This window comes from Streptomyces sp. NPDC059696 (genome assembly GCF_042733745.1).
Taxonomy (GTDB): domain Bacteria; phylum Actinomycetota; class Actinomycetes; order Streptomycetales; family Streptomycetaceae; genus Streptomyces.
In genome coordinates this window covers 21,327-47,799 of record NZ_JBHWFG010000043.1, presented here as the reverse complement: position 1 = coordinate 47,799, position 26,473 = coordinate 21,327, and the positions used below count along the sequence as shown (strand labels likewise).

At 70.9% G+C, this 26,473-nt stretch carries 23 protein-coding genes; 12 read left to right on the top strand and 11 right to left on the bottom strand.

Features of this window, described 5'->3' with window-relative positions; translation table 11 throughout:
• Positions 1-290 precede the first annotated feature (290 nt).
• The gene (locus ACFV20_RS32655) at positions 291-1,736 is read right to left on the bottom strand and encodes a glyceraldehyde-3-phosphate dehydrogenase (protein WP_385663493.1); all 1,446 of its coding nucleotides are present in this window, start codon (positions 1,734-1,736) and stop codon (positions 291-293) included.
• Positions 1,737-1,896: 160 nt separating this feature from the next.
• On the opposite strand from ACFV20_RS32655, the gene ACFV20_RS32650 reads away from it, so the two are divergent.
• The 4 genes from ACFV20_RS32650 (at position 1,897) to ACFV20_RS32635 (ending at position 6,633) form a co-directional block, all read left to right on the top strand.
• Complete coding sequence (locus ACFV20_RS32650) at positions 1,897-2,769, top strand: hypothetical protein (RefSeq protein ID WP_385663491.1); 873 nt, start codon at positions 1,897-1,899, stop codon at positions 2,767-2,769.
• 178 nt (positions 2,770-2,947) lie between these two features.
• Complete coding sequence (locus ACFV20_RS32645; protein WP_385663488.1) at positions 2,948-3,385, top strand: Fur family transcriptional regulator; 438 nt, start codon at positions 2,948-2,950, stop codon at positions 3,383-3,385.
• A gap of 68 nt (positions 3,386-3,453) precedes the next feature.
• A complete protein-coding gene (katG, locus tag ACFV20_RS32640; RefSeq protein ID WP_385663485.1) occupies positions 3,454-5,679 on the top strand; it encodes a catalase/peroxidase HPI in 2,226 nt (741 codons plus the stop codon).
• A gap of 165 nt (positions 5,680-5,844) precedes the next feature.
• On the top strand, positions 5,845-6,633 hold the full coding sequence (locus tag ACFV20_RS32635; protein WP_385663483.1) for a carbonic anhydrase: 789 nt from the start codon (positions 5,845-5,847) through the stop codon (positions 6,631-6,633).
• 50 nt (positions 6,634-6,683) lie between these two features.
• On the opposite strand, the gene ACFV20_RS32630 is transcribed toward ACFV20_RS32635, so the two are convergent.
• On the bottom strand, positions 6,684-8,078 hold the full coding sequence (locus ACFV20_RS32630) for a Tat pathway signal sequence domain protein (protein ID WP_385663480.1): 1,395 nt from the start codon (positions 8,076-8,078) through the stop codon (positions 6,684-6,686).
• Positions 8,079-8,191: 113 nt separating this feature from the next.
• Complete coding sequence (locus ACFV20_RS32625) at positions 8,192-9,907, bottom strand: VanW family protein (RefSeq protein WP_385663477.1); 1,716 nt, start codon at positions 9,905-9,907, stop codon at positions 8,192-8,194.
• A 217-nt stretch (positions 9,908-10,124) separates the two neighbouring features.
• Here ACFV20_RS32625 and ACFV20_RS32620 point away from each other — a divergent pair, with 217 nt between their 5' ends.
• The 3 genes from ACFV20_RS32620 to ACFV20_RS32610 all read left to right on the top strand — a co-directional run bounded on the left by ACFV20_RS32620 (position 10,125) and on the right by ACFV20_RS32610 (position 13,097).
• Positions 10,125-11,390: a glycosyltransferase family 4 protein gene (locus tag ACFV20_RS32620; protein WP_385663474.1), complete on the top strand. Its 1,266-nt coding sequence runs from the start codon at positions 10,125-10,127 to the stop codon at positions 11,388-11,390.
• Entirely contained in the window at positions 11,387-12,244 is an 858-nt protein-coding gene (locus ACFV20_RS32615; RefSeq protein ID WP_385663471.1) for a transferase, read from the top strand. The genes ACFV20_RS32620 and ACFV20_RS32615 overlap by 4 nt, the downstream gene beginning before the upstream one ends.
• 190 nt (positions 12,245-12,434) lie before the next feature.
• Positions 12,435-13,097, top strand: coding sequence for a YceI family protein (locus ACFV20_RS32610; RefSeq protein WP_385663468.1), 663 nt, complete (start codon positions 12,435-12,437; stop codon positions 13,095-13,097).
• A 3-nt stretch (positions 13,098-13,100) separates the two neighbouring features.
• On the opposite strand, the gene ACFV20_RS32605 is transcribed toward ACFV20_RS32610, so the two are convergent.
• The 4 genes from ACFV20_RS32605 to ACFV20_RS32590 form a co-directional block, all read right to left on the bottom strand.
• On the bottom strand, positions 13,101-13,649 hold the full coding sequence (locus tag ACFV20_RS32605; protein WP_385663465.1) for a molybdenum cofactor biosysynthesis protein: 549 nt from the start codon (positions 13,647-13,649) through the stop codon (positions 13,101-13,103).
• A gap of 273 nt (positions 13,650-13,922) precedes the next feature.
• Positions 13,923-14,945 (bottom strand): MASE1 domain-containing protein, encoded by a 1,023-nt coding sequence (locus ACFV20_RS32600; protein WP_385663462.1) that lies wholly within the window; start codon positions 14,943-14,945, stop codon positions 13,923-13,925.
• Between the two features lie 51 nt (positions 14,946-14,996).
• Positions 14,997-15,827 (bottom strand): PP2C family protein-serine/threonine phosphatase, encoded by an 831-nt coding sequence (locus ACFV20_RS32595; RefSeq protein ID WP_385663459.1) that lies wholly within the window; start codon positions 15,825-15,827, stop codon positions 14,997-14,999.
• Positions 15,828-15,949: 122 nt separating this feature from the next.
• A complete protein-coding gene (locus ACFV20_RS32590) occupies positions 15,950-16,753 on the bottom strand; it encodes a DUF817 domain-containing protein (RefSeq protein ID WP_385663457.1) in 804 nt (267 codons plus the stop codon).
• 357 nt (positions 16,754-17,110) lie between these two features.
• Here ACFV20_RS32590 and ACFV20_RS32585 point away from each other — a divergent pair, with 357 nt between their 5' ends.
• The 3 genes from ACFV20_RS32585 to ACFV20_RS32575 all read left to right on the top strand — a co-directional run bounded on the left by ACFV20_RS32585 (position 17,111) and on the right by ACFV20_RS32575 (position 20,050).
• Positions 17,111-17,710 carry a DUF998 domain-containing protein gene (locus tag ACFV20_RS32585; protein ID WP_385663454.1) on the top strand — a complete coding sequence of 200 codons (600 nt, stop codon included), beginning with the start codon at positions 17,111-17,113 and terminating at the stop codon, positions 17,708-17,710.
• 150 nt (positions 17,711-17,860) lie between these two features.
• Positions 17,861-19,066, top strand: coding sequence for a glycoside hydrolase family 64 protein (locus ACFV20_RS32580; RefSeq protein WP_385663452.1), 1,206 nt, complete (start codon positions 17,861-17,863; stop codon positions 19,064-19,066).
• A gap of 312 nt (positions 19,067-19,378) precedes the next feature.
• Positions 19,379-20,050: a hypothetical protein gene (locus ACFV20_RS32575; RefSeq protein WP_385663449.1), complete on the top strand. Its 672-nt coding sequence runs from the start codon at positions 19,379-19,381 to the stop codon at positions 20,048-20,050.
• A gap of 305 nt (positions 20,051-20,355) precedes the next feature.
• Here ACFV20_RS32575 and ACFV20_RS32570 read toward each other — a convergent pair whose 3' ends face one another.
• The 3 genes from ACFV20_RS32570 to ACFV20_RS32560 all read right to left on the bottom strand — a co-directional run bounded on the left by ACFV20_RS32570 (position 20,356) and on the right by ACFV20_RS32560 (position 22,275).
• A complete protein-coding gene (locus ACFV20_RS32570) occupies positions 20,356-20,781 on the bottom strand; it encodes a DUF6003 family protein (RefSeq protein ID WP_385663446.1) in 426 nt (141 codons plus the stop codon).
• Between the two features lie 71 nt (positions 20,782-20,852).
• Positions 20,853-21,362: a hypothetical protein gene (locus ACFV20_RS32565; protein WP_385663443.1), complete on the bottom strand. Its 510-nt coding sequence runs from the start codon at positions 21,360-21,362 to the stop codon at positions 20,853-20,855.
• Between the two features lie 61 nt (positions 21,363-21,423).
• The gene (locus ACFV20_RS32560; protein WP_385663440.1) at positions 21,424-22,275 is read right to left on the bottom strand and encodes a restriction endonuclease; all 852 of its coding nucleotides are present in this window, start codon (positions 22,273-22,275) and stop codon (positions 21,424-21,426) included.
• A gap of 359 nt (positions 22,276-22,634) precedes the next feature.
• On the opposite strand from ACFV20_RS32560, the gene ACFV20_RS32555 reads away from it, so the two are divergent.
• A complete protein-coding gene (locus ACFV20_RS32555) occupies positions 22,635-22,943 on the top strand; it encodes a hypothetical protein (RefSeq protein ID WP_385663437.1) in 309 nt (102 codons plus the stop codon).
• Between the two features lie 92 nt (positions 22,944-23,035).
• Here the strand turns inward: ACFV20_RS32555 and ACFV20_RS32550 are convergent, their stop codons facing one another.
• Positions 23,036-23,410 carry a hypothetical protein gene (locus ACFV20_RS32550; protein WP_385663435.1) on the bottom strand — a complete coding sequence of 125 codons (375 nt, stop codon included), beginning with the start codon at positions 23,408-23,410 and terminating at the stop codon, positions 23,036-23,038.
• Between the two features lie 263 nt (positions 23,411-23,673).
• Between ACFV20_RS32550 and ACFV20_RS32545 the strand changes: the two genes are divergently transcribed.
• Positions 23,674-26,385 carry a tetratricopeptide repeat protein gene (locus ACFV20_RS32545; protein WP_385663432.1) on the top strand — a complete coding sequence of 904 codons (2,712 nt, stop codon included), beginning with the start codon at positions 23,674-23,676 and terminating at the stop codon, positions 26,383-26,385.
• The last annotated feature ends 88 nt before the right edge of the window (positions 26,386-26,473 follow it).

Sequence of the window (26,473 nt, the reverse complement as noted above, 5' to 3'; positions counted from 1 at the left end):
ACATGGTGGTCGGGTGGGGGGGGCGCTGCCCGGTGGGGGGACGCGGCACACGACCACGGCGGTGAGCCGACCCCAGCGGATCGGCCCCGCGTGCCGCGAGTTCCGGCTCGCGCCACGGTGATCGCCCAGAAAAACGCAGTCGACCAGTGGTGTGCCCGGCCGAGTTCGCCAGGCAGGCCGCTCATACGTTCTGCACGGCCGGGATCACGTCCGGCAGCCGGGTCGAGTTGACCCGCCGGTGACATACGAAAGCGCGGGGCCCGCACGCCCCGCGCTCTCGTCTTCCGGGGTCAGACCGCCGGGGCCGGGTACGTCGGGTACTCCACACCGGAGACGTGCTGCACGACGCGGATGACCTGGCACGAGTAGCCGAACTCGTTGTCGTACCACAGGTAGAGGATCGCGTTGTCGCCGTCGACCTTGGTGGCGCCGGCGTCGACGATCGAGGCGTGGCGCGAGCCGATGAAGTCGCTGGAGACCGCGTCCGGGGCCGTGGTGAAGTCGATCTGGCGCTTGAGCGGCGAGGTCAGGGAGACGTCGCGCAGGTGGTCGAGGACCTCCTCGCGGGTGGTCTCCCGGCCGAGCCGCAGGCTGAGGATCGCGATCGACACGTCCGGGACGGGGACCCGGATCGAGCTGCCGGTGATCGGCGCCTTGAGGTCGGGCAGCGCCTTGGCGACGGCGGAGGCGGCACCGGTCTCGGTGATGACCATGTTCAGCGGCGCGGACCGGCCACGACGGTCGGCCTTGTGGTAGTTGTCCAGCAGGTTCTGGTCGTTGGTGAACGAGTGCACCGTCTCGACGTGACCGCGCTGGACCCCGAACTCGTCGTCCATCGCCTTCAGCGGCGGCACGATCGCGTTCGTGGTGCAGGACGCGCAGGACAGGATCTGCTCGTCCGGCTTGATCGTGTCGTGGTTGACGCCGTGCACGATGTTGGGCACGTCGCCCTTGCCGGGCGCGGTCAGCACGACCTTGTCGATCCCGGGGCGCAGGTGCTGGGACAGGCCCTCGCGGTCGCGCCACTTGCCGGTGTTGTCGATGAGGATGGCGTCCTTGATGCCGTACGCCGTGTAGTCGACCTCGGACGGGTCGTTGGCGTAGATCACCTTGATCGCGTTGCCGTTGGCGACGATCGTGCTGTTCGCCTCGTCGACGGTGATGGTGCCCTGGAACTGGCCGTGGATCGAGTCGCGGCGCAGCAGCGAGGCGCGCTTGACGATGTCCTGCTCGCCACCGCCGCGCACCACGATGGCCCGCAGCCGCAGACCGTTGCCCGAGCCGGCCTTCTCGATCAGCAGCCGGGCCACGAGCCGGCCGATGCGGCCGAAGCCGTAGAGGACGACGTCCCTGCCCTCACGGCGCTCGATCTTGTCGGCGCCCGTGGCACCGGCGACGGCCTCGGCGGTGAACTCCGCGATCGACAGGCCCCGGTCGTCGGCCTGGTAAGCCTCGGCGAGCAGGCCGATGTCGATCTGGGAGGGGCCGAGGTCGAGCGTGGTGAGGGTCTGGAGGAACGGCAGGGTGTCGGTGACCGACAGCTCCACTCCGGCGATCTGCCGGGCGAACCGGTGGGTCTTCAGGATGCTGACCACCGACTTGTTCACCAGGGAGCGGCTGTGCAGCAGGACCGTCACGTCCCGCTCCCGGTGCAGCTTCCCGATGATCGGGATCATCGACTCCGCGATCTCCTCGCGGATCTTCCAGTTGGTGAACGAGTCGTCGTTGACAGTCACGAATCCATCTTTCGAGCTAGGCGGCGCTCATATGTTAAACCGTCGATTTTCCGGATCATGAGCGGGGTGCCTCCGGTGCGGTCGGCGGCGTCCCCGCGTGCCTCGAAGGGCGGTGCCTGAGACGATCGAAACCGGATCTTCCGTGCGAAACGGGGTGCCTATGGACTTCGACTCCGTGGCCGACGAGCTGTACGCCCTGCGCCCGGAGGAATTCACCGCCGCCCGTGCCTCCGCCATGGCCGCCGCCCGCACCGCCGGTGACAGGGAACTCGCCGAGCGGATTCGCGCGTTGCGCAAGCCCAGTCTCGCCGCCTGGGTCAGCAACCTCCTGGTCCGCAGCAGCCCCGGAGAGGTCGAGCCCCTGCTGAGTCTGGGGGAGGGGCTGCGCCAGGCCCACCAGAACCTGGACGGCCCACAGCTGCGCGAACTGAGCCGCCGCCGGCACGCACTCGTCCGGGCCCTGTCCCTGCAGGCGCGCGGGCTCGCGAGGGAGGCCGGTCACCCGATCGGTGAGAGCGTCCAGCGTGAGGTCGAGAACACCCTGCACGCCGTCCTGGCCGACCCCGAGGCCGCTCGGACCTGGGCCGAAGGCCGCCTGACCAAGCCCCTGAGCGCGGCCGCCGGCTTCCCCGCCGTCGCCGAAGGCGCCCGGCCGCAGCGACCCGCACCGGCGCCCGCACCCGCACCCGCCCCTCCGGGCAAGAAGGCGAGCGAACAGCAGCGGCGCCGACTGCGGCAGGCCCGCGAGGACGCCGAGGCCGCCGACCGTGAGCTGCGGGAGTCCCAGGGTGAGGCGGAGGCGGCGGGCCGGGCCGCGGCGGAGGCGAAACAGCAGGTCGACGCCCTTCAGCGGCGCGTGGAGGACCTCACCGGGGAACTGGAGCGCGCCAGGAGCGAACACCAGCAGGCCCGCTTCGCCGAACGAACCGCCCGGGAGCGGACCCGCACCGCCGAACGCCACGCCCGGGAAGCCGCGCGCAAGGCCGCGACGGCCGCCGCCCGGCTCGAGCGCCTCACCTCATCGGACGTGTGAACCACCGGTCCGCGCGGCGGTGCACGACGCCGAGCGTCTCTCGTGGCGCCATCATGCGAGTGTGACTGAACTCACATCCCCCAAGTAGCCCGCCCCACAGAGGCCTCACGCTCCCGACACCAAAATTGAACCGTTCGTTTTCTTGAACGAATCGTGTTTGTGTGGCTAGGTTGGCTCCATGACCGCAACCGGGAACCCGACCACCGCCGAGGAGCTGCGAGGTGCCGGCCTGAGGGTGACGGCCGCCCGCGTCGCGCTGCTCGAAGCCGTGCGGGACGGTGACCACCTCGGTGCCGAGGCCATCGCCTCCGAGGTGCGCGGCCGCGTGGGCCACATCTCCGTCCAGGCCGTCTACGAGGGACTGCACGCCCTCACCGCGGCCGGACTCATACGTCGCCTCGACCCACCCGGCAGCCCGGCCCTCTACGAGGGGCGGGTCGGCGACAACCACCACCACCTCGTGTGCCGCTCGTGCGGAGCCGTCGCCGACGTCGACTGCGCGGTCGGCCACGCCCCCTGCCTGACCGCGTCCGACGACCGCGGCTTCGACGTCGACGAGGCCGAGGTCATCTACTGGGGCCTGTGCCCCGCCTGCTCCACCGCTCGCAGTTCCTGAGCACGTGATCCACCCGAGCACCGTGATCCACCCGAGCACTGTGATCCACCCCGTCCGGAAGGATTTCCATGACTGAGAACCACGACGCGATCGTCACCGACTCGAAGTCGGAGGAGGCGGGAGGCGGCTGCCCCGTGGCGCACGGCCGTGCCCTGCACCCGACCCAGGGCGGTGGCAACCGCCAGTGGTGGCCCGAGCGGCTCAACCTGAAGATCCTCGCCAAGAACCCCGACGTGGCCAACCCCCTCGGCAAGGACTTCGACTACGCCGAGGCGTTCAAGAACCTCGACCTCGACGCCGTCAAGCGGGACATCGCCGAGGTACTGACCGACTCGCAGGACTGGTGGCCCGCCGACTTCGGCAACTACGGCCCGCTGATGATCCGTATGGCCTGGCACAGCGCCGGCACCTACCGCATCAGCGACGGCCGCGGCGGCGCCGGTGCCGGCCAGCAGCGCTTCGCGCCGCTCAACAGCTGGCCGGACAACGGCAACCTCGACAAGGCCCGCCGTCTGCTGTGGCCCGTGAAGAAGAAGTACGGCCAGTCCATCTCCTGGGCCGACCTCCTGATCCTCACCGGCAACGTGGCCCTGGAGCAGATGGGCTTCGAGACCTTCGGCTTCGCCGGCGGCCGCGCCGACGTCTGGGAGGCCGAGGAGGACGTCTACTGGGGCCCCGAGACCACCTGGCTCGACGACAAGCGCTACACCGGCGACCGTGAGCTGGAGAACCCGCTCGGCGCCGTCCAGATGGGCCTCATCTACGTCAACCCCGAGGGCCCCAACGGCAACCCGGACCCGATCGCCGCGGCCCGCGACATCCGCGAGACGTTCCGCCGCATGGCGATGAACGACGAGGAGACCGTCGCGCTGATCGCCGGCGGCCACACCTTCGGCAAGACCCACGGTGCCGGCCCGGCCGACAACGTCGGCGCCGACCCCGAGGCCGCCTCCATGGAGGAGCAGGGCCTGGGCTGGCGCAGCACCTACGGCACCGGCAAGGGCGGCGACGCCATCACCTCCGGCCTGGAGGTCACCTGGACCACCACGCCGACCCAGTGGAGCAACGGCTTCTTCAAGAACCTCTTCGAGTTCGAGTACGAGCTCGAGCAGAGCCCGGCCGGCGCCAACCAGTGGGTGGCCAAGGACGCCCCGGAGATCGTCCCGGACGCGCACGACTCCTCGAAGAAGCACCGTCCGAAGATGCTCACCACGGACCTGGCGCTGCGCTTCGACCCGATCTACGAGCCCATCTCCCGCCGGTTCTACGAGAACCCCGCGGAGTTCGCGGACGCCTTCGCCCGCGCCTGGTTCAAGCTGACCCACCGTGACATGGGCCCGAAGTCCCTCTACCTCGGCCCCGAGGTCCCGGAGGAGACCCTGCTGTGGCAGGACCCGCTGCCCGAGGCCGAGGGCGAGTCCATCGACGACGGCGACATCGCCACCCTCAAGACCAAGCTCCTCGAGTCCGGTCTGTCGGTCTCGCAGCTGGTGTCCACCGCGTGGGCCTCGGCGTCCACCTTCCGCGGCAGCGACAAGCGCGGCGGCGCCAACGGCGCCCGCATCCGCCTGGAGCCGCAGCGCGGCTGGGAGGTCAACGAGCCCGACGAGCTGGCGCAGGTCCTGCGGGTCCTGGAGGGCATCCAGCAGGAGTTCAACGCCGGTGCCGGCGCCAAGAAGGTCTCCCTGGCCGACCTGATCGTCCTCGGTGGCACCGCCGCCGTCGAGAAGGCCGCCAAGGAAGCCGGGTTCCAGGTGGAGGTCCCCTTCACCGCCGGCCGGGTGGACGCGACGGAGGAGCACACCGACGCCGAGTCCTTCGAGGCGCTGGAGCCGACCGCCGACGGATTCCGCAACTACCACGGCAAGGGCAACCGCCTGCCGGCCGAGTTCCTGCTGCTGGACCGCGCGAACCTGCTCACGCTCAGCGCCCCCGAGATGACCGTCCTGGTCGGCGGTCTGCGCGTGCTGGGCGCCAACTACCAGCAGTCCCAGCTCGGCGCGTTCACCAAGACGCCCGGCTCGCTGACCAACGACTTCTTCGTCAACCTGCTCGACCTGGGCACCACCTGGAAGTCGACGTCCGAGGACCAGACCACGTTCGAGGGCCGCGACGCCGCCACGGGCGAGGTCAAGTGGGCCGGTTCCCGCGCCGACCTGGTGTTCGGCTCGAACTCCGAGCTGCGCGCCCTCGCCGAGGTCTACGCGAGCGACGACGCGAAGGAGAAGTTCGTCAACGACTTCGTCGCGGCGTGGGTCAAGGTCATGAACCTGGACCGGTTCGACCTGGTCTGATCACCCCCGCACGACAGGACGCCCGGGCCGGCAGGCCCGGGCGTCCTCGCTGGTTGTCTGAGAGAGCGTCAAAAGGCGTTCAAGGTAAGAACATCACTTACCCAACGCTCACCATGAATCGGCAAGAACCGCGGCCGAGCGCACCTTCGGGCATACGTTCTGGCCGTGAACTCACATGCCACCTCCCTCAGAGGCACCGGCCCTGAACCCCACGCCTCCACCGGTTCACGGCCCTCAGCCGACGGCACCGTCCGCCGCGCCCTGCTGCGCACCGCGCTCACCGGGGCCGCTGCCCTGGGCGCGGGCCTCGGCGCCGCGCACACCGCCACCGCCGCCCCCGCCAACGGCTCGGGCACCGCGGACCCGCGACCCGCCACCCCGGATCAGGCCCTGCGCGAGCTGGCCGCGGGCAACCGCCGCTGGCAGACCTTCCGCGAACGCCATCCGCACGAGAACCCGGCCGTACGGCGGACACTGGCCACCGCCCAGCACCCCTTCGCGGTCGTGCTCGGCTGCATCGACTCACGTGTCCCCCCGGAGCTGGTCTTCGACCAGGGCCTCGGCGATCTGATGACCGTCCGTACCGCAGGCGAGGTCCTGGACGAGGCCGTGCTCGGCAGTGTCGCCTTCGGCGTCCTGGAGCTCGGGATACCGCTGGTCGTCGTCCTCGGCCACCAGTCGTGCGGCGCGGTGCGCGCGGCCGTGCAGGCGGAGCAGTCCGGGGAACGCCTACCCGCCCACATGCAGTACCTCGTCGACCGGATACGCCCGGCCATCGACCACAGCCAGGAGGGGGACGCGCGCATCGACGCGACCGTGAACTCCCACGTCCGGCTCGTACGCTCACGGCTGGCCGAGGAACCCGAATTCGCCGCCAGGATCGGCACCGGCAAGCTGGCGATCGTCGGCGCCCGCTACGAACTCACCACCCAGGTGGTCCACCGCCTCGCCTGAGGGGCGGCCGGCCCGGGCCGCGGCACCCGGCAGCGGACCGGGCCGGCCCGTCACACCCGGAGCGGATTGAACCGGGCCGCGGCCATCAGGTACCAGGCCGTCGCCCCGGTGTGACGGTACGGGTAGTAACCGAAGCCGAAGCCCGTGTCCAGCGGACTGCTGGCGGACACCACCCCGCTGCGCCCGGGCAGGGGCCCGCCCCCCACGGTCTGTCCCTCGCCCAGCAGATCCTGCGCCCGTTCGATCGAGGTGAGCAGACGCCGGGCGTGCGCCTCGTCGCCCCGCGCCCCGCGATCACGCAGGGCGAGCGCGAGGTGCGCCGTCCCCTCGAACCACACGCCGTTGCGGTCGGGCTTCGGCTGGCCCTCGGCGATCGGCGCGTCCTCGTGGGCGAAAAGACTCGCCGAGCTGAAGGTGACCCCCTCGTACGACTGCCCCACGGGCACGGTGCTGTTGGTGCGTCCGGAGTGGTCCTGGACGGCCAGCTCCGCCAGGGCCCAGTCCAGCGAACGGGAGTGGCGGCGGGAAGCGAGCGCGAGGTGCGTCCAGGTCTGCGTGTCCTCCGGGACCGGGGACTTGTTGACCGTCACACCGTCGTTCGTGCCGGTGTAGAAGAAGCCTCCGGACGGCTCCCACATCCGGCGCACGAACGCCTCGGCCCGGCCGCGCCGCTCCAGCCACAGGCGGTCGCCGGTCAGCCGGGCGAGCCGGCCGAACAGGCAGACGAGGTCGGTGTTGTGCTCGGTCGAGGTGAACGGCAGCTTCTGGTTCGCCCCGTCCACCCCGAACGTGTAGCCGCCGAGGGGCTCGTCGGTCCGGCCGGTCCGCTCGATCCACTCACCGATCCGCACGGCGCCGTCGAGGTAGCGCCGGGTCCCGGTGCGGTGGGCCAGGGCGCCGAGCGCGATGCCCGCCCAGGCCATGTCGCCCACGGCCGTACCGGTGAAGCCGAACTGGGTACCGACGTTGACCGTGCCGTCCGCCCGTACGAAGCCCTCGGGTTGCGGCGAGCCGTCGTAGAAGGTGTAGGGACCGACGTTGTAGGCCTGCCGGAGCCTGCCGTCGTCGTGGTCCGGGTCATGGTTCTGGGCGTGGAGCAGAGCGTCGCCCAGCGCCTCGGCCCGGATCAGCCCGGCCGGGGGCCGGGCCGCGAGGTGGGCCAGGAGCGCGAGGGCGTTGTCGTAGGTGAACGCGGTGCTGAACAGGCCGGCCTGGTCCGTGTAGCTCTGCGCCAGGCGGATGTCACCGTGGTCGGGGTAGGCGTCCATGGCCGCGGCGAGGAAGGCGTACCCCCGGGCCGGGGCCGGCGCCCGGCGTGTGCCCGGGGAGCCGGCGGGCGCGAAGGCCTGCCCCGGACCGGCGGCGATGAGCGAAACGGCGCCGGCACCGAGTCCGGCACCGATCAGCGAACGCCGGCTGAGCGCCGGGCCTTGTCTGCCAGTCATGGATCTCCCTTGAGAGCGCTCTCACACGGTGGTGGCTCATTGTGCTGGTGCTCCCGAGCGGGGTCAACGCTCGTGCGGGAAGGGAGAGTCGCGGACGGGAGTGAACACGACGGTCACTCGCAGACGATCTCGTCCCGCGGGGTGTAGTGCGTGCGGTACGGCTCCCGCTTCACTTCGCGGCCGTCGGTGTAGAAGACCCGCTCCACGGTGACGTCGAACCCTTCGAGCGGGGTCTGCGGCACGCACTCCTTGTCGTGGCTCACCGTCCTCTCCGGCTTCGTCACGTTGGTACGCGGGCCCGTGACCGACTTGATCTCGTCGTACGTGCGGGTGCCGAGGAAGGAGACCGTGACGGAGGTGTCGGTGGACTCGGCCTGGATGTAGAGGGCCTTGCCGGAGTCGTTGGTGAACCGCAGGTCCAGGCTGCCCCAGGCGACCGTCGCCTCGCGGCCTTCGGGGTAGCGCTCGATGTAGAACGAGTGCGCTCCGTGCTCCACGGGCTTGACCCCGGCGAAGAACAGCGCGTTGTACACGGTCGTCGCCACGGACGAGACCCCGCCGCCGGAGGCCTTCGTGAACTTGTCGTCGAGGATGATGATGCCGTCCATGAAGCCGTTGGCCTCGGTGCGTTCGCCGACGGTCCGGTTGAAGCTCCAGGTCTCGTCTGGCCGGACGAGGGAGCCGTTGATGAGTTCCACGGCCCGGCCTATGTTCTTGGTGCGGTACTCGGCCGGTTCGAAGTGGACGGTGAAGGAGGACATCTTCTCCGTCAGCCCCAGCCGGGCGGCGTTCTCCCGGGTCACTTCCGGCTGGGTCCGGTGCACCTGCACGTCGCCGGCGCGGTCGGCGCCCGTCTTCGTGAGCAGCGGCATCACGGCCTTGCCCAGTGCCTTGTCGTCGACCGACCGGCCCACCGTGGCGTCCTGGACCACCACGGCCTTGTCGCCCTCCGGCCGCAGCTTCGCGTTCTCGGCGGTCGTGGTGACGGCGTCCAGCGGGCCGGACACGGCGGGCTCGGCGCGCAGGCCCCTGGCGTCGAGTTCGGGCCGGAGCGCGCCGTTGTCGTCCGCCCGCATGGTCAGGTGATCGCCCAGGGTGTCCGGGGCGACGGTGAAGCGCCGGCCGGCCGCGGAGAGCGTGACGGGGCCCGACACGGCGGGTTCCGCGAAGGTACGCACGGCCCGCCGCACCTCGTCGGCGGTCACCTCCGGCCGGGTCTCGCGGGTGGGCAGAGCAGTGGCCGAACGGCTGCCTCGAACGAAGGCCTCGCGCAGGGGCTCGACGGCGTCGTTCACGTCCAGGGCGTACCCCGTCCGCGGTGCGACGGTCCGCACGTGCCCGTGGTCGAAGCTCACGGCACCGTCCCGCACCTTCTGGTCGAGCCCGTCCGCCAGCCGCCCGAGGGCCGCCCGGGCCTTGCCCTCGTCGAGGTGCACGACCGGTTCGATGGCGCCGCCCGAGCGGAAGAACCCGCCGAACACGCTGACCGGGTCGGATCCGGTGCGGGCCGCCCGGTCGACGGTCTCCTCGACGTCGTAGGACAGCCCCGCCCGCTGCGGATCGACCCTGCCGGTGCGGTCCCCGACCGTGACGTCCAGTTCCCGGGCGCCGGCCGGGCCCAGCTCCCGCTCCAGCTTCCGGACCGCCTCGGTGCGGCTCAGCCCTCCGATGTCCACCCCGCGCACGGTCGTGCCCGAGTCGATGTGGCCGCCGGTGAGGAGCAGACCGGCGAGATACAGACCACCGACCCCCACGGCCAGCGCGCCGCCCGCCAGGGCGACGGGCGGGAGGGAGGCGGTACGGGGAACCGGGGTGGCGCGGGGGCGCATGGGTCTCCTGAAGATCGATACGAGGGTGCACCCGAGGACGCGACGATGCGCGGGCAAACACATCCAGCTATCCACACATCGGGGGCGAATCGGTATGGCCCAGACCACTTCTGTCCGAGATCGTTCCGGAACAGGCCGGCTCGGCCCGTCAGCCGGGCACGGCCACAGAGTGGTAACGGCGGACAACGATCCGGCCGTCGGCGCGGTCTAGGCCACCATGAAGATCTCTTTCCTGATTCACAACGCCTTTGGAATCGGGGGCACGATCACCACCACGTTCAACCTGGCCGGAGCCCTGGCCGAGCGGCACGACGTGGAGATCGTCTCCGCGTTACGCCACCGGGAACGCCCCCATCTCGTCCTGGACCCCCGCGTGCGGCTGCGGGCCCTGGTGGACCTGCGCAAGGAGGCGGACCATCCGCTGCACGGCAGACCCGCGAAGGTGTTCCCGGCCGCCGAGTACCGGTACCACCAGTACAGCGAGCTGACCGACCAGCGCCTCGGCGAGTGCCTCGCGGCGCTCGACGCCGACGCCGTCATCGGCACCCGCCCGGGCCTCAATGTGCACATTGCCCGCCAGGCCCCGCCGCACGTCCTGCGCGTCGGCCAGGAACACCTCACGCTCGACAACCACTCGCCGCGGCTGCGCACCGCCCTGCGCCGCGCCTACCGGCGCCTCGACGTGATCACCACCGTGACGGAGGCGGACGCCGCCGCCTACCGGCGCAAGATGTGGCTGCCCGGGGTCCACGTCGAAGCCCTCCCGAACAGCGTCCCCGACCCCGCGCTGCCTCCCGCAGACGGGACCGCCAAGGTGGTGATCGCCGCGGGGCGCCTGGTGCCGGTCAAGCGCTACGACCTGCTCATCGAGGCCTTCGCCCGGGTCGCCGCCGCGCACCCGGACTGGCACTTGCGCATCTACGGCAAGGGCGAGGAGCAGGCCAATCTGCGCCGGCTCATCGAGCGGCTCGGGCTGTGGAACAACGTGTTCCTGATGGGGGCCGCCACCCCCATGGAGGCCGAGTGGGTCAAGGGGTCGATCGGGGCGGCCGCGTCCGACTTCGAGCCGTTCGGCATGACCATCGTGGAGGCGATGCGCTGCGGACTGCCCGTCGTCAGCACCGACTGCCCCTACGGCCCGGGCGAGATCATCGAGGACGGGGTCGACGGACGGCTCGTACCGGTCGGGGACCGCGACGCGCTCGCCGCGGCCCTGCTGGAACTCGTCGGTGACGACGAGCGCCGCCGCCGTACGGGCCGAGCCGCCCTGGACAACGCGCGCCGCTTCGCCCCCGGCCCCGTCGTCACCCAGGCCGAACGTCTGCTGGAGACCGCCGCCGCGGCCAGGAGATCCGGCGGGGCGGCCACCGAACCGCACCACCGCACCCACAGCCCACTGGCGGGCCGGGGCCACGCCGCCCGCGACGCCGCCCACGCCGCCGCCACCGGCGTACTGCGCTCCATACGGAAGGGACGCCGATGAGCACGCCGGAAGACAGGCCGACCCCCACGCACCAGGGCGCGCCCCCGAGCCCGGAGCACGAAACGCACCTGCGGGCCGACTGCGCGATCGACACCGACGGGCGGATCACCTTCCGGTTGCAGCCGACCGCGGCCGCACGTCCCCGGCTGCTCCTGCGGCTGCGGCCCAAGAAGGGCCTGCCCGAGACGACCCGACACCTTCTCGACCTGGAGACCGACCCGGCCGACGGCCGGCCCTACGCCGTACTGGACCCCAGTCCGGCCCTCGACGAGGGCCGCTGGGACGTGTACCTGCTGCCGGAGCCCGAAGCGGAGCGCCGGCGGCTGCGCCCCGGCCTGCGGGACCTGCGCGCACTCGTCGACGGCCACCTGCGCGACCGCCCCTCGCCCGTCGCGGTCCGGATCCCGTACGCCACGAAGGACGGCTTCCTCGCCCTCAGAACCTGGCGGCGCCCCTCCCACGCGGAAGCCCGCGGCATCGACTTCAGCAACCGGACGCTCAGGGTCACGGCCCGTCTGCACGGCGGCGAACTCCACCAGGACGCCACCGTGCGCCTGCGCCTGCGCGGCACCGACACCGTACGCACCGTAGGTCCGGAGCTCGACGGCGACGGAAGGGGTTTCTCGTTCACCGCCGCACCCGGTGACCTGACGTCCGGCAGCGGGGGAGCGGCCCGGATCTGGGACGTCTTCGTCCGCCCCACGGCCGGGGCCCCGCCCGTCAGGGTCGGCCGGCTGCTCGACGACGTGGCCGACCGCAAGCACGTGTACGTCTACCCGTCGATCGAGGCGGACGGATGCCTGGTCCGCCCTTACTACACCGTCGACAACGACCTCGCGATAGAGGTGACGTAACACCGATTCGCCGACATGCCCGACATGAAAATTCCCGGAGTTTCGCATGGTCGTTCCGGTGATACGCCGCGACAACCATGTGTGGGTTTTGTGCAAAGCGACGGCAAAAGCGGGCGGGGGCCGGTTCTCAACAGCCGCAAAACGGAAGGGGACTTGCGGCTATAAGCAAACTCAAGTACCTAGATGAATCATGAACCTGTTCAGCCGCGTTGTGCCGTCCCGCCGGCAGGCAGCGCCCTTCCCCCCACAGCACCGCAACGGCGCACCGGCATCCGCCGCTGCCGTGCTGCCGGACCCCAACCTGGCGAATCTGTCCGGTGAATGGGTCGTCGACCCCGCACACAGCAGGATCGGCTTCTCCGTCCGGCATGCCATGGTGACCACCGTGCGCGGTTGTTTCCTGGAGTATGAAAGCCGGTTGTACTTCGACGCGCACGATCCCACACGGTCACAGGCCGATATCACTCTGTTCACATCGAGTGTCGACACCGGAGTGGAACAACGCGACGCCCACCTGGTCGGCCGTGACTTCCTCGACGCCGCGACCTATCCCCGCATGCGCTTCACCAGCACGGCGGTCGAGCAGACCGGAGCCGACCTGTTCCGCATGTCGGGTGAGCTGACCATCAAAGGCGTCTCCCGCCCCGTGGTCCTCGACATGACCTACATCGGCTATGTCACCGACCCGTTCGGCTACGACCGCGTCGGCTTCGACGGCACCACCACCATCAACCGCTCTGACTGGGGCCTGACCTACAACAGCCGCCTGGCCGAGGGCGGCGCGATGGTGAGCGAGAAGGTGCGCCTGCAGCTCGACATCGCTGCCATCCGCACACCACCGTCGGGCGGCTGACCGTCAGGCACCGCCACCCGCGGGTCCGCCCGGGCGGCTGCCCGCCCGGGGACCTTCAGGACCTTTCGTCGGCCCGGCCACGACCTGGAACGTGGCCGGGCCGAGCGTGAGCACCCCGTCGCTCAACGGGGTGCACCGCACGCCGCCCCGGCCGCGCAGGGCGCGTTGTGCGCCGGGCCCGATCGTCACGTCCATCCAGGCGCAGGGCCGGGCGGGACGCTTCACCTCGAACACCACCGGCCCGGTGCCGCAGTCGAGCGAGATCGTCGTACCGACGAGGGAGTCGACGTCGACGCCCCGGAGCAGGACGTTCCGGCGGGTGTGCCGCAGGTCGGCGCCGGCCGGGAGGTTCTCGGCGGCCATCAGGGTCACGGCCGCGTTCCGATGGGCGGGCCGGGCGTAGTAGCGGTCGCCGACCAGGCCCAGCCCGCGGCGTACCTCCACCCGGGTCACCCGCTCGTCCGGCGGACCGGGAGACGGCCCGTCCGACGGTCGCCCGGCCAGCCGGTGCGCGGGCGAGACCAGCAGCTGCAGCACCTCCACCTGGGTCATGACGTCCAGATTAGGTCCGGAGAGCCCAGGTTCCGGAGAGGCCGGATCCCGGCCAACCCCGGTTTGGGAGAGGCCGGATCCAGGACAACCTCATTTCCGGCAGCCCTGGGCCCCGGCAGCCCTGGGCCCCGGCAGCCCTGGGCCCCGGCAGCCCCGGGTCCCGGCAGTCCCGGGTCCCGACAGTCCCGGATCCCCGTAGTCCGGGGCCCCCGTAGTCCGGGGTCCCCGCAGTGCCGGGTCCCCGCAGTCCCGGGCTCCCCACAGTCCCGGCCCTCACTCCTCCCGGCGCCCGAGTCCTCCACCCTCCTCCAGTGGCGGCCGGCTGTCCGCCGTCTCGCCCGCGGTGAGATGCTCCAGCACCTCGACCAGCTCCTGGCACGCGCGCTCCACGGACCGCCGTGTGTAGATCTGCTCGGTGATCACCGCCGAGAGGATCAGGGCCGTGAGCGCCATCGCCCCGTTGAAGGCCTGCAGCTTCATCATCACCTCGACCCGGCTGAGCCGTTCGAACGGCCCGACCCGGTCGGTCGCCGCCACCGTGGTCATCACCGAGGCGAAGAGCGCGCACAGCAGGCTGCCCGCCAGCTGGAACCGCAGAGCGGCCCAGATCAACAGGGGGTAGACGAGGAACAGCAGACTGACCGAGCTGCGCGCGGCCAGCGGCACCAGACAGCAGGCGATGACCGCCAGCCCCGCCGCCTCCTTCCAGCGCGACACGGGCAGCGGCAGACGTACGCGCGACAGCAGGAGCAGCACCGGCGTGACGATGAGCACGCCCATCGCGTCACCCACCCACCAGGCGAGCCACACCGCCCAGAAGCCGGGCCACTCGATCTTGTCCGTGGCGATCAGGGTGCCGGCGCCGATGGTCGAGCTGATCAGCATGGCGGCGAAGGCGCCCAGGAACACCAGGGCGAGCCCGTCCCGTAACCGTGCGAGATCGGTGCGGAATCCGGCCCGCCGCAGCAGCAGGTACCCGACCACGGGCGCGGCGGTGTTGCCGGCCAGGACGCACAGGGTCGAGGGCGTGAGGGAGGTGAGGGACAGGATGACGAAGAGGGCCCCCAGCGCGATCCCGGGCCAGCAGCGCAGTCCGAGGATCAGCAGACAGGCGACCGAGACGCCGGTGGGTGGCCAGATGGGCGTGACGACCGCGCCCTCGACGACCAGCTCGCGCAGCAGCCCCAGTTGGGCGGACACGTAGTAGCAGGCGGCGACGGCCGCCGTCCGCAGAGCGACGACGGCCGGCGTCCGCAGATTCCGGCTACCCACACGGCCACCCACCACAGCAGCCATGAGACACCGGGGCCGCCGCCTCGGCGAGGCAGGAGCGGGTCCGGTGCGGCCCTATGGCTGAGCGTCCGGCCCGTCCAGGCCGACGACCAGCACGGCGGCGTCGTCGTCGTGCCCCACGCGCTCGGCCCCCTTGATCACCGCACCCGCCAGCGCGTCCACGTCCATGCCCGCCACCGCGGCGATGCCCGCGAGCCGCGTCACCTGGTCCAGGCCTTCCTCCAGCCGCATGGACGGCCCCTCGACGACACCGTCCGTCAGCAGGACGAACACGCCGCCCGTCGTCAGTTCGTAGCGGGTCACCGGGTACGGCGTCCCGGCCTGCACACCGAGCGGCGGCCCACCCTCGTCCTCGGTCAGGCCGGACTTCCCGTCCGCGGTGGCCCAGACACAGGGAAGATGCCCGGCCCGTGCGCTCTCCAGCACCCCGGCGCACGGGTCGAGCCGCATGAACGTGCAGGTGGCGAAGAGGTCGGAGCCCAGGGACAGCAGCAGATCGTTGGTCCGCGCCAGCACCTCGCCCGGATCGCTCGTGACCGACGCCAGGGCCCGCAGACCCGCCCTCACCTGCCCCATGAAGGCCGCTGCCTCGATGTTGTGGCCCTGGACGTCGCCGATGGACAACCCGATCCGGCCGTCCCCCAGGGTGAAGGCGTCGTACCAGTCGCCGCCCACGTTGAGGCCCCGGTAGGCGGGCGCGTACCGCACGGCCAGGTGCAGTCTGCCGGCCACGGGCAGGTCCCGCGGCAGCATGCCGCGCTGCAGCGCGATCGCCAGCTCGACCCGGGACCTCTGCATCTCGGCCTGCGCACGCGCCTGAGCCGTCAGGGCCCCGAGCCTGGTCAGCAGCTCGTCGCCGTCGTCCGTCGTGCCGGTGCGGGACATGGTTCACTCCGGCGAGGATGGCCACGGTAGGTGAGGACCGCGAGGGAAAATCACCCGATTTACGTCCATAGGATGATACTCAGGCGAGTGCCGCCACGACGACTCCACGACCCCGGCGCCCCTCAGCCGACGTCCCGCACCGCCTCGGAGCCCGTACGCCGTCCGACCGCCGCCAGCACGAACGTCACGCTGATGAGCAACGCCCAGGCCCCGAACTTCTGCACCCCCACCGGCTCCCAGCCGTGCTCCTGATACGGGTACCGCCACGCACCGGCCAGGGTCGCCAGATTCTCCGCGACCCACAGGAAGAACCCGATCAGCACGAACGACAGCGCCAGCGGCATCCGTCGGCGCACCCCGCGCACCGTGAACCGCACCGACGTCCCGAGCGTCACGGCCACGAGCAGACCCGCCAGCACCCAGCGCAGGTCGGGCAGCCAGTGGTGGCTGAAGAAGTTGACGTAGACGGCCGCGGCGACCAGGGCCGTCGCACGCGGCCGGTAGCGCACCAGAGCGAGGTCGAACAGGTGCCAGGCGCGGCAGACGTAGCTGCCCACCGCCGCGTACAGGAACCCGCCGTACAACGGGACACCGGCGAACTTCAGCACGGCCGGCTCCGGGTAGCTCCAGGAGCCCAGCGACACCTTCACCACCTCGAAGGCCAGACCGATGACGTGGCACGCCGCGATGACGGCGACGTCCCGCCCGCTCTCCCAGCCGCGCGCCCAGAACACCAGGGTGAGCAGCACGCCGTAGACGACCAGGAGGTCGTAGCGTGCCACGGGCAGATCGGGCAGCAGCGCGGAGACGGCCACGCCGGACAGCAGGGCCAGGGCGAAGGCGCAGGCCTGCGTCTGGGTCCAGGCGAAGGCGAGCAGCTGACGAACCGGTGCGGCCCACGGGCCGGCGATGCTTGCGGAGATCATGGTGCCCGGTAGGACGGTCCCGCGCGGCTACCGGTTGCAGGAGACCTCCCGCACCGCGCCCCGGTCGTCCGTGTACCCCCGCGCCCGCGCCACGGCCTGCCGCAGCAGCCGCGAGAGCCGCCGCTCGGCGTCCGGTGCGGCGCACAGCGCCCGCAGAGCCGCTTCGAGATGCCGCCGCCCCGGCCCGCGCCACCACAGCAGATCGGCGATCCGGGACGCCGCACCGCCCGCCGGTGCGTGGGCCGGCCTCCGCGCCCGCCGCCGGCACGCACGGCCGGGGCCGGGTGACTACGCCACGTGTGTCAGGCAGTGCGGGGAAGGCCGAAGGAGGCGGATGCCCGGCTTTACGGTGTCCTGATGCGATCTGTACCTACCTGGGCGTTGTTGTCATCCGGGTGTGCGCCCGTCTTCCTGATCATGGGCTGGCTGGTCGCGGCATCGTTGCAGGGGCCCCCGTACGACCCGGCAGCCCAGACGATCAGCGTCCTCGCGGCTCCCGGGAACCAGGGGTCCTGGGTGATGACGGCGGCCTTCGTCGCCCTGGGGTTCTGTCATCTGCTGACGGCCTGGGGTCTGCGCCCGGCCGCGACCGCGGGGCGGGTGGCGCTGGCGGCCGGCGGGGTGGCGGCGCTGGCGGTCGCCGTGTGCCCGGCGCCGAGCAGCGGCGGTTCGCTGAGCCATGGTTCGGTGGCCGCCGTGGGCTTCGCGGTGCTGGCGGCGTGGCCCGTGCTGGCCGCCCGGGCCGGTGCGGCCGTGCCCTGGGCGCTGCGTCCCTTCCCGTCCCTGGGGGCGACCACCGTCATGGCGGTCGGCGCGGCCTGGTTCCTGATCGAGCTGAACCTCCACGGCGTGGCCGGTGTGGCCGAGCGTGCCGTGACGACCCTCCAGTCGGTCTGGCCGTTCGTCGTCGTCCTCTCCTGCCTGCGTGGACCGCTGCACGAGGGGACTCCGAGCTGACCCGGGGGCTACAAGCCGACCGGGGAGCCCTTGAACAGAGCGGAGTGGCCCCGAAGTGACCGGAGGCTGCACGTCTGTTGACAGGTACGTACCAAGGCGGGACATTGAGAGCGCTCTCAAAAACGGCCAACCGTCGAACGGAGGCAGAGCGTGTTGCGCACTCTCAGGAACCGGGCCACGGCCGCGGGGCTGTCCCTGGCCACGGTCCTCGCCGGCTCACTGCTGGCGACCGGAACGGGAGCGCCGGCCCATGCCGCCGTCCCGGCGACCATCCCCTTGAAGATCACCAACAACTCGGCCCGCGGTGAGCAGCTGTATCTCTACAACCTCGGGACGGAACTCTCCACAGGCCGGCAGGGCTGGGCCGACGCGAGCGGCACCTTCCACCCCTGGCCCGCCGGCGGCAACCCGCCTTCTCCCGCCCCCGACGCCTCGATAGCGGGCCCGGCGCCAGGGCAGTCGGCCACGATCCGCATGCCCAAGTTCTCCGGCCGGGTCTACTTCTCCTACGGCCAGAAGCTGGTCTTCAAGCTCACCACCGGCGGCCTGGTCCAACCCGCCGTTCAGAACCCGACCGACCCCAACCGCAACATCCTGTTCAACTGGTCCGAGTACACGCTCAACGACTCGGGCCTGTGGATCAACAGCACCCAGGTCGACATGTTCTCCGCCCCCTACGCGGTGGGAGTGCAGCGGGCCGACGGCAGCACCGCGAGCACGGGCCGGCTCAAACCCGGCGGGTACAACGGCTTCTTCAACGCCCTGCGGAGCCAGCCCGGAGGCTGGGCCAACCTGATCCAGACCCGCCCGGACGGCACCGTCCTGCGCGCGCTCTCGCCGCTGTACGGCGTGGAGACCGGTGCTCTGCCGGCCACCGTCATGGACGACTACATCAACCGCGTCTGGCAGAAGTACACCACCTCGACCTTGACGGTCTCCCCGTTCGCCGACCAGCCCGGCACCACGTACTACGGCCGGGTCTCCGGCGGCGTCATGAACTTCACCAACGGCTCCGGCGCACTCGTCACGAGCTTCCAGAAGCCGGACGCCTCGTCCGTCTTCGGCTGTCACCGCAGGCTCGACGCCCCGAACGACCAGGTGCGCGGCCCGATCTCGCGCACCCTGTGCGCGGGCTTCAACCGCTCGACCCTGCTGGTCAATCCCCACCAGCCCGACGCCGGCGCCACCGACTTCTACAAGGACGACGTCACCAACCACTACGCGCGCAAGATCCACGCCCAGACGGCGGACGGAAAGGCGTACGCCTTCGCCTTCGACGACGTCGGCCACCATGAGTCCCTCGTTCACGACGGCAACCCGCGCCAGGCCTACCTGACGCTCGAACCCCTCAACTGACCTTCCGGCCTCCTCCGGGACCGCCGGTGCCGCGCACGCCGTGTGGCGCCGGCGGTCTTCGCATGGCGCCGACGGTCTTCGCATGGCGCCGGCGGCCTTCCGTGCGGGGCCTGCGAGTGTCCCCGAAAGCGTTGGCCCGGCGCGAAGTTGGCAATTCATCAGTTCTGAAAATCAAATACAACTTTGCCATCTCTTGGTGTAGCCGGTCCGTCGTTTACGTGAGCCTCGTTGGCATCACACGGCGACCACAATCCCGCCCGGAACAAGGGGCATTGTGGCCACATCCCCCCACGCACATGCGAGGCAAGACGTATGACGAGGAACCACGCCCTGCGGTACGGCAGCCGCACGCTCGCGTTGACGGCGACCGCCCTCGGGGTGATCGCGACGGCAGTGCCCGCCGCGGCCGAGGAACAACCCACCGCGGAGCAGATCATGGCCGACTGCGCCTCCGGAGCGGGCAAGTGCAGTTTCAACGACCCCCGACTTGGCGAGGCCTACCTCGGTGAACCCCGCCAAGTCTCCGAACTGCTCTTCAACTGCACCGACTCAGCCGCCTCCCAGTCGATGTCCTGGGCCGACACCGTCGGCTCCTCCCACTCGGTCGGAGGCTCGGTCACCGTGGGCGGCGGCATCGAAGGCATCATCACGGCGAGTGTGACCGCGACCTACAACTACACCTGGCAGAGCTCGCACACGGAGACGAGTTCCTTCACAGTGACCGTCAAGCCGGGGGAGGTGGGCTGGATCTCCCGGGCGCAGGTGATGCGGCAGATATCCGGCACGTGGCAGACCCACTACGACGACCCCAAGTGGGGGCACTACTACTGGTTCGTGCCCGACACCGTCACCGGCCCGGCACCGAACGGCACGGACGGCAAACACAGCGCCGTGGTGGTCAAGTCCCGCAAGATGACGGCCGACGAGAAGAAGCTGTGCGACGGCGGCTCCACCCGGAACAAGGTCTTCACCCGCGGCCACTGATCCGGTCCGCCCCGGCGCCCGGCCTCGCGGCGGCGACTCCTGGCACGCAGGCGCGTCACCGGGCGGACGCTAGCCCGGGGAACGCCGATCGGCCCCGCCGGACCTTATCGCCCGGCGGGGCCGATGGCCGGACCGTGGTGGGGCGGACGGCCGGACCGGGGCCGGAGCGGTGGCCGGACCGCGGCGGGAGCGGATGGCCGGACCGCGGCGGGAGCGGATGGCCGGACCGCGGCGGCGCCGGGGGTCTGACCGCGGCGGCCGGAAATCTGACCGCGGCGGCCGGAGGTCTGTCCGTGGTGGTGTCGTCACCTGCTCGCGGCGGCGGTCACGGTGGCCGGGTCCACGCCGGTCAACTCGACGATGCGGTGCGGCGCCACACCGGCGGCCAGTGCCTTCCCGATCAGACCGTCCCGCCCGTCCGCGCAGTCACGGAAGGCGAGCAGTTCCTCTTCGACCCGGGCCAGCGGCTGCGGAACCATCTCGTGACGCAGGCGGCTCAGCTCCTCCTCGCTCAGCGGGACGGGCAGCCGCTCGGCGCCCTCCGGCACGGCCGCCCGCTCCTCCGGCGGCAGCAGGCGCAGCTGAGGAGAGGTCGGCGTGCTTCCCTGGGCAGCGAGCCAGGCGCGAACGGCGGGGGTCTCCATGCAGGCGAGTTCACCGACGGCGGCCGGCGCCACACCGAGCTGCGCGGACGCGTCGTCGAGCAGGAACAGATAGGCGTCGTCGGTCATCCTCGGCTCCATCTCCAAAAGGTGTGCTGAACGACATCCCATTACCCCGCCGCGCCCGTCTTACCGCCCGATCACCAGGCACTCAATCGGGTGAGACGGCACGGCGCCGGGTCTCGGTGATGTGGAGGTCGATGTGCGAGGCCAGAGTGAGCGCGTCCTGGGACTCGTCGGCCCAGAAGGAGACACGGCGCAGCAGGGATCACACCGTCGAGGGCGATGCCTTCGCGGACGAGGACGAACAGCAGGGTGAGGAAGACGCAGCGGGCGTTGCCGTCGTCGAAGGGGTGGAAGAAGCAGACGTCGAGGTAGGCCCGCGGGGCGCGAGCGGCCAGGGGAAGGGGCGTCCGCGCGTCGTCGGCGCTCTCGGCCAGACAGGCGTCCAGGCGGCCCTGGAGGTCGGGGGCGACCGGCCGGCCGTCGGAGTCCCCTTCGTCGTGCGACCAGCGCCGGCCCGTCGCCCAGCGGCCGTAGTGCTCCACCAGGGCGTGCGACATGGCGTCGGCCCACAGCTCGGCCTCCCCACGGCTCCAGGCACTCATCGCCGGGCGGGCGAAGGGGACGTCCTCGACCGAGCCGATCACCGGCAGAGCCGCACGCGTCTGCGGAGCGTGCGCCGACCAGCGCTGCGGGACCCCGCACCGCTCAGCACCCGGATCCGGCCGTCTCCCACCCCGCTGCCCCGTCCTCCAGGGCGGCCTCCCAGGGCCGGGGGCCGGTGCCGTCCGTCCATGCCTCGAGGCCCTCCCGGTTCACGCACACGATCCCGCACTGCTCGGCGTACTCGAGCGCCGGAGCCGTGAAGTCGCTCGTGGTGACCAGTACGGCCACATCGGCCTCGTGCACGCTGAAGCATGTGCCGCCGAAACGCTGCAGGTCCTGGGAGCCGACGCGGTTCGACTCGCCGTACTGCTTGCACTGGATGACGGCCCGGCGCCCTTCGGGTGTCACGGCTATGACGTCAGCACCCAAGTCCCCGGCGCCGCCGACGACTTCGACCTCCGTGCAGCCGTCCCGTTCACACAGTCCGGCGATCGCCTCCTCGAACCCCTCCGGACTCAGGGCGTCGTAGTCGACGGCGGTGACGGCGGTGACGGCGGTGACGGCGGTGACGGCGGCGACGGTGATGGGGGTGGTGGGGGCGGTGGGGGAGACGGTGGCCGACGTGGGGGCCGACACGGGCCGGACGGGATCCGAAGGAGCGTCCAGCACCTCGGCCGCTTCTCTGGCCGCCTCGTCCAGAGCTGCCGCCGCCCGACGCGCCACTCCCGCCAGGCGCCACCGGCGTCGCAGACCCAGACAGCCGGCGACACCTAGCGCGACGAGGACGAACACCCAGGCGGGGCGCCGCTCCACAGCGCCCGCCGCCACGCGGGCGGCCCATCCCAGGGCGCACACGACCACGGCGAGGAACACGAAGAACAAGGCAGTCGACCGAAGATCGAATCCGTAGCGGCTCCGCTTCACGAACGACGTACGACGCACAGGCACGGTCACGACATCCCCCCTCATGGGAGCCCCCTCAGGGGGCCAACAGCAAGATCACCTCCACCGTCTGCCCAAGATCACCACCTTCACGACCAAGCCCCGTGTGCGAAGCCCCACTTGCCGGTGCCGACCGCCGCCGCGAAGCGGTGGGGAAGACGGTCGATGGCGAACCCGCCCGTCCAAGCACCGGGCTAGAGTGACGTCATGGCAGACGCGCGTTCGACCGGTCCGACGGGCTTCCGGTAGCCCGCCAGGAGATACCTGGCGGTGGCTGCGAACGGAGCCCCGTGTCCCGCACCGCCCACCACCGGCCCCCTTCACCGAGCCGAAGCACTCACGACGTCCCGTCGGGAGCCCCTTGGCGTTCGGTGACCCTCTACGACCTGAGGTACAGCGCACGCAGCCTCGCCGACGCGACACGCGAGTCCCGAAAGCCCCAACCCCAACCGATCCGCCGCACGGTGAAGGTCTACTCGTTCGCCCGACGCGGCCGGGACCGCTCCCTCACCACATGGTCGGCACTGGAGGAACGCCGCGAACGGCAGCGGCTGCGATCCCGCGTGGGGACGCTGCTGGGCCTGGTGCGTGAGGGCCTCGACCCAGGCGGACGGGACGCTGTGGGCTCGGTGGACATCCCACCGGCACGCCACCGACGCAACGCGCTCTGGCACGCCTGAGAGCTGCCCCTATCGTGCCTGCACCGTGAGACGGCCTCGCTTTCCGGCACGCGTGGCGGAAAGCGATCAGTCGAGTGGGAACCGGAAAGCGATCAGTCGAGTGGGAACCAGTACTCCAGCGGTGAGATGAGCCCGTGCTGGTGGAGGTAGTAGGCCAGCACGTGGCTCACCGGCACCTCGAGCGCGGCTGCGGCCACGGCGAACCACCAGGCGAGGTTCCACTCCCGGAGCCTGCGCGTGAAGCGCCGTCGTCCGGAAACGGACGGGGGATGGAGCGGAAGAAGCGGCAGGGCCGCACTCGCCGTCGCCCGCGTAGCCCGCCCGTCCGGCAACGCCTCCACGCGCAGGGCGAGTACGACGGTCAAGCCAGCGGGGACGGCTCCCGCCGACACGGCAACGATCAGTACAGGCGCCGGGCGGGCGCCCGGCTCGGCTCCGGGTTCGGAGGGCACGGGTACGTCGGACATGGCGGTCTCCTGGGGGATCAGCCAGCAGCAGTCTGCCGCCGGCGGAAGGCCAAGGAAGCCGTTTACAAGGGGTTTCCATCGATGGGGTCACCGTCCCGCAGGGGGGCGACTAGGCTGGTCAGCCTTGGGTTCGAGGACTTTTTTGACAAGTGCGAACCTTGCAAGCCGTACGTGGTGAAAGGCCGGCGATGGGGCACGCGGAGCGGTTACGGGCGGAGCTGAAGGCGCTTCACGAGGCGGCGGGCTCGCCGACGTTGGCCAGCATGGCAAGCCTGGGCGCCAAGCAACTGCCGCCCGTCGCCATCTCCCTCTCGTCCGTCTCCGGGTGGCTGAAGGGCCCGGCCGTGCCAAGCGCCGGCGCGTACACCCGCTACTTTCTGGCCCTCGTACGCCACCTGCAGGCCGAGGCGCAGAAAGCCGGGTCGGACTACGCCCCGCGGCCCCCGCGATACTGGGAGGCGCTTCTGGGCCGGGCACAGGCGGAGCGTAAGGCGCGCGGCGGGCGTCCTCCGAGCGCCGCGGCCGATCATGTGCCGGCGCCCGCCCCGATGACCCTGCCGCCGGCCCCGGCAGGCTTCACCGGCCGGACCGACGAAATCGACCAGGTCTTGCGGTGGTTGCAGCCGCCCGACGGCAACGGTGAGGGGGACGAGGAGGCGGCGGCCGTCGTGGTGTCGGCCGTTTCCGGGATGGGCGGCGTCGGCAAGACGGCGCTGGCCTTGCACGCGGCCCATCAGGCCCGGGCTCGGGGCTGGTTCCCGGGTGGGACCCTCTTCGCGGACCTGCGCGGGTACGGTGACGAACCGATTGGCGCCGCCGAGACGGCCGACCGGATGCTGCGTGCTCTGGGAGTGAAGACCAGGGACTTGCCGCCCACGCCTGAGGGGAAGATCGACGCCTGGCGGCAGATGCTGGCGGGGCTCGCGGCACAGGACCGGCCGCTGCTGGTGGTCCTGGACAACGTGCGCAACCCCGCGCAGGCCGACGCTCTGCTGCCGGGCACGCCCCATCGGGCCTTGCTCACCTCGCGGCACCGGCTCTCGGCGATGCCCGTGCGCAGGATCGAGCTCGAGCCGTTGAGGGCCGCGGACGCCGTAGTGCTGCTGGACCGGGCCCTGCACGTCGGCGGCACAGAGGACGACCGCGTCACCACTCAGCCCGAAGCGGCACTGGACATCGTGCAGCTGTGCGGCTTCCTGCCGCTTGCCCTGCGGATCATCGGTGCGCTGTTACGGGACGAGCCGAGCCGGCCGTTGGCGGCCCAAGCGAGGGAATTGGCGGACGAACGGACGCGACTGGACGCGCTGGAGTACGGCAGCGCGGAGTCGGAGGGGCAGCCGCTGGCCGTGCGGGCCTCGTTCGAGCTTTCGTACCGGCACCTCACGCCGGATGAGCGGCGTGCGTTCAGGCTGCTGAGCGCGGCTCCCGGGACGGACGTGTCCACCGCGTCGGCTGCCAAGCTGTTCGACCTCGGCCCGGTGCACGCCCGGCGGTCCCTGGCCGGGCTGGCCCGGGCCCACTTGGTCGAGCAGCGGGCGCAAGGTGGGACCGACCATGAGCTGGTGGACGGCGAACGCTGGTCCATGCACGACCTCGTACGGCTCTTCGCGGACGAGCGCGGACGCGACCGTGCCGCGGACGACGGCCGGGATGCGGCGGTGGCACGCCTGCTCGACCACTACCTCGCTACCGCTCAGGCCGCCGACACCCACCTGCAGACGACGCCGGGCTGGCCTCTCCCGGACGACTTCACCGACCGCGGTCAGGCGCTGGAGTGGCTGGAGGCCGAACGGGGCAACCTCGTCGCCGCCGCCAAGGCCGCCCCCGCGCATCACGCCGCCGCGACAGGACTTGTACTGGCTCTTGGCACGTTCTTCGACCTGCGCCGCCACACCAACGACTGGCTCAACCTCGGTACTGCCGCCGTCGGCATCTGCCGTGCTGCCGGAGACCGTCACAACGAGAGGGCTGCGCTCGATGGTCTGGGGCGTGCGCTGATCCGTGCAGGCAGGTTCGAAGAAGCTGTCGATGTCTTCACAGCGGTTCTCGATGTGTGCCGTGAGACCGGAGACCGCCACGTAGAAGCCATCACGTTGACCAATCTCGGGCAGGCTCTGGCGTTCCAGGAGAACTTCGTGGATGCCGTCAACGTCCTCATGGACGCCGCAGCTCTTTTCGAAGAGGTAGGGGACAGTCTGGGCGGGGCCAGAGTACTGGGAATCTTGGGGCCCATTCAGATCGATCTGGGCGCGTCCAAGCAGGCCGTCGGCTACTTGACCGAGGCCGTCGCCTATTGGAGGGAGATAGGCGACCGCCACGCGGAGAGCGTAACGTTGGTCAACCTGGGGCTGGCGCTGGTTGCCGCGCAAGAGTTCAGGGAGGGAGTCAAGGCTCATTCTGAGGCCGTTGCGCTCTTCCGTGAACTCGGTGACCGCCATGGGGAGGCAGATGCTCTGAACAACCTCGGGGCCGCATTGATCCAGATGCGTGAGTTCGACGAGGCAGCCGACGCAGTCCTCAATGCTGCTCGCCTCTCCAAGGACATCGGATACCCTCGCTGCGAGGCCCAGGCGCTGGCCAATTTCGGTCAACTGTTGCTTCTGCAGAGGAGCTTCGACAAGGCCGTCGCTCCGCTCACCACCGCGGCCGGTCTCTTCAGGGAAACCGGCGACCGCCACAGTGCCGCCTCCACGCTGGATAGGCTGGGCCATGCCCTCGCCCAGCAAGGCAGATTCGACGAGGCTGCCGACGTCGGCACCCAGGATGCAACGCTCTGCCGGGAGCTGGGCGACCGCCACGGCGAAGGCATGGCTTGGAAGAACGTCGGGATCAGCCTGTGTCAGATTCCCAGATTCGATGAAGCCGTTGAGGCTCTTTCCGCTGCTGCTGCCCTCTTTCGCGAGACTGGCGATCGGCGCCGCGAAGCCGAAGTACGAGTCCACCTGGGCCGCGCCTCACGAGGGCGCCGCAGCTGACTGCCGTCCCCAACCACAGTCGCTGTCCTTTTGGCGGACGTCACCACACCCGTTGTCGAGCCGTGGGACTGGTCCGGCGTGCTGGAAC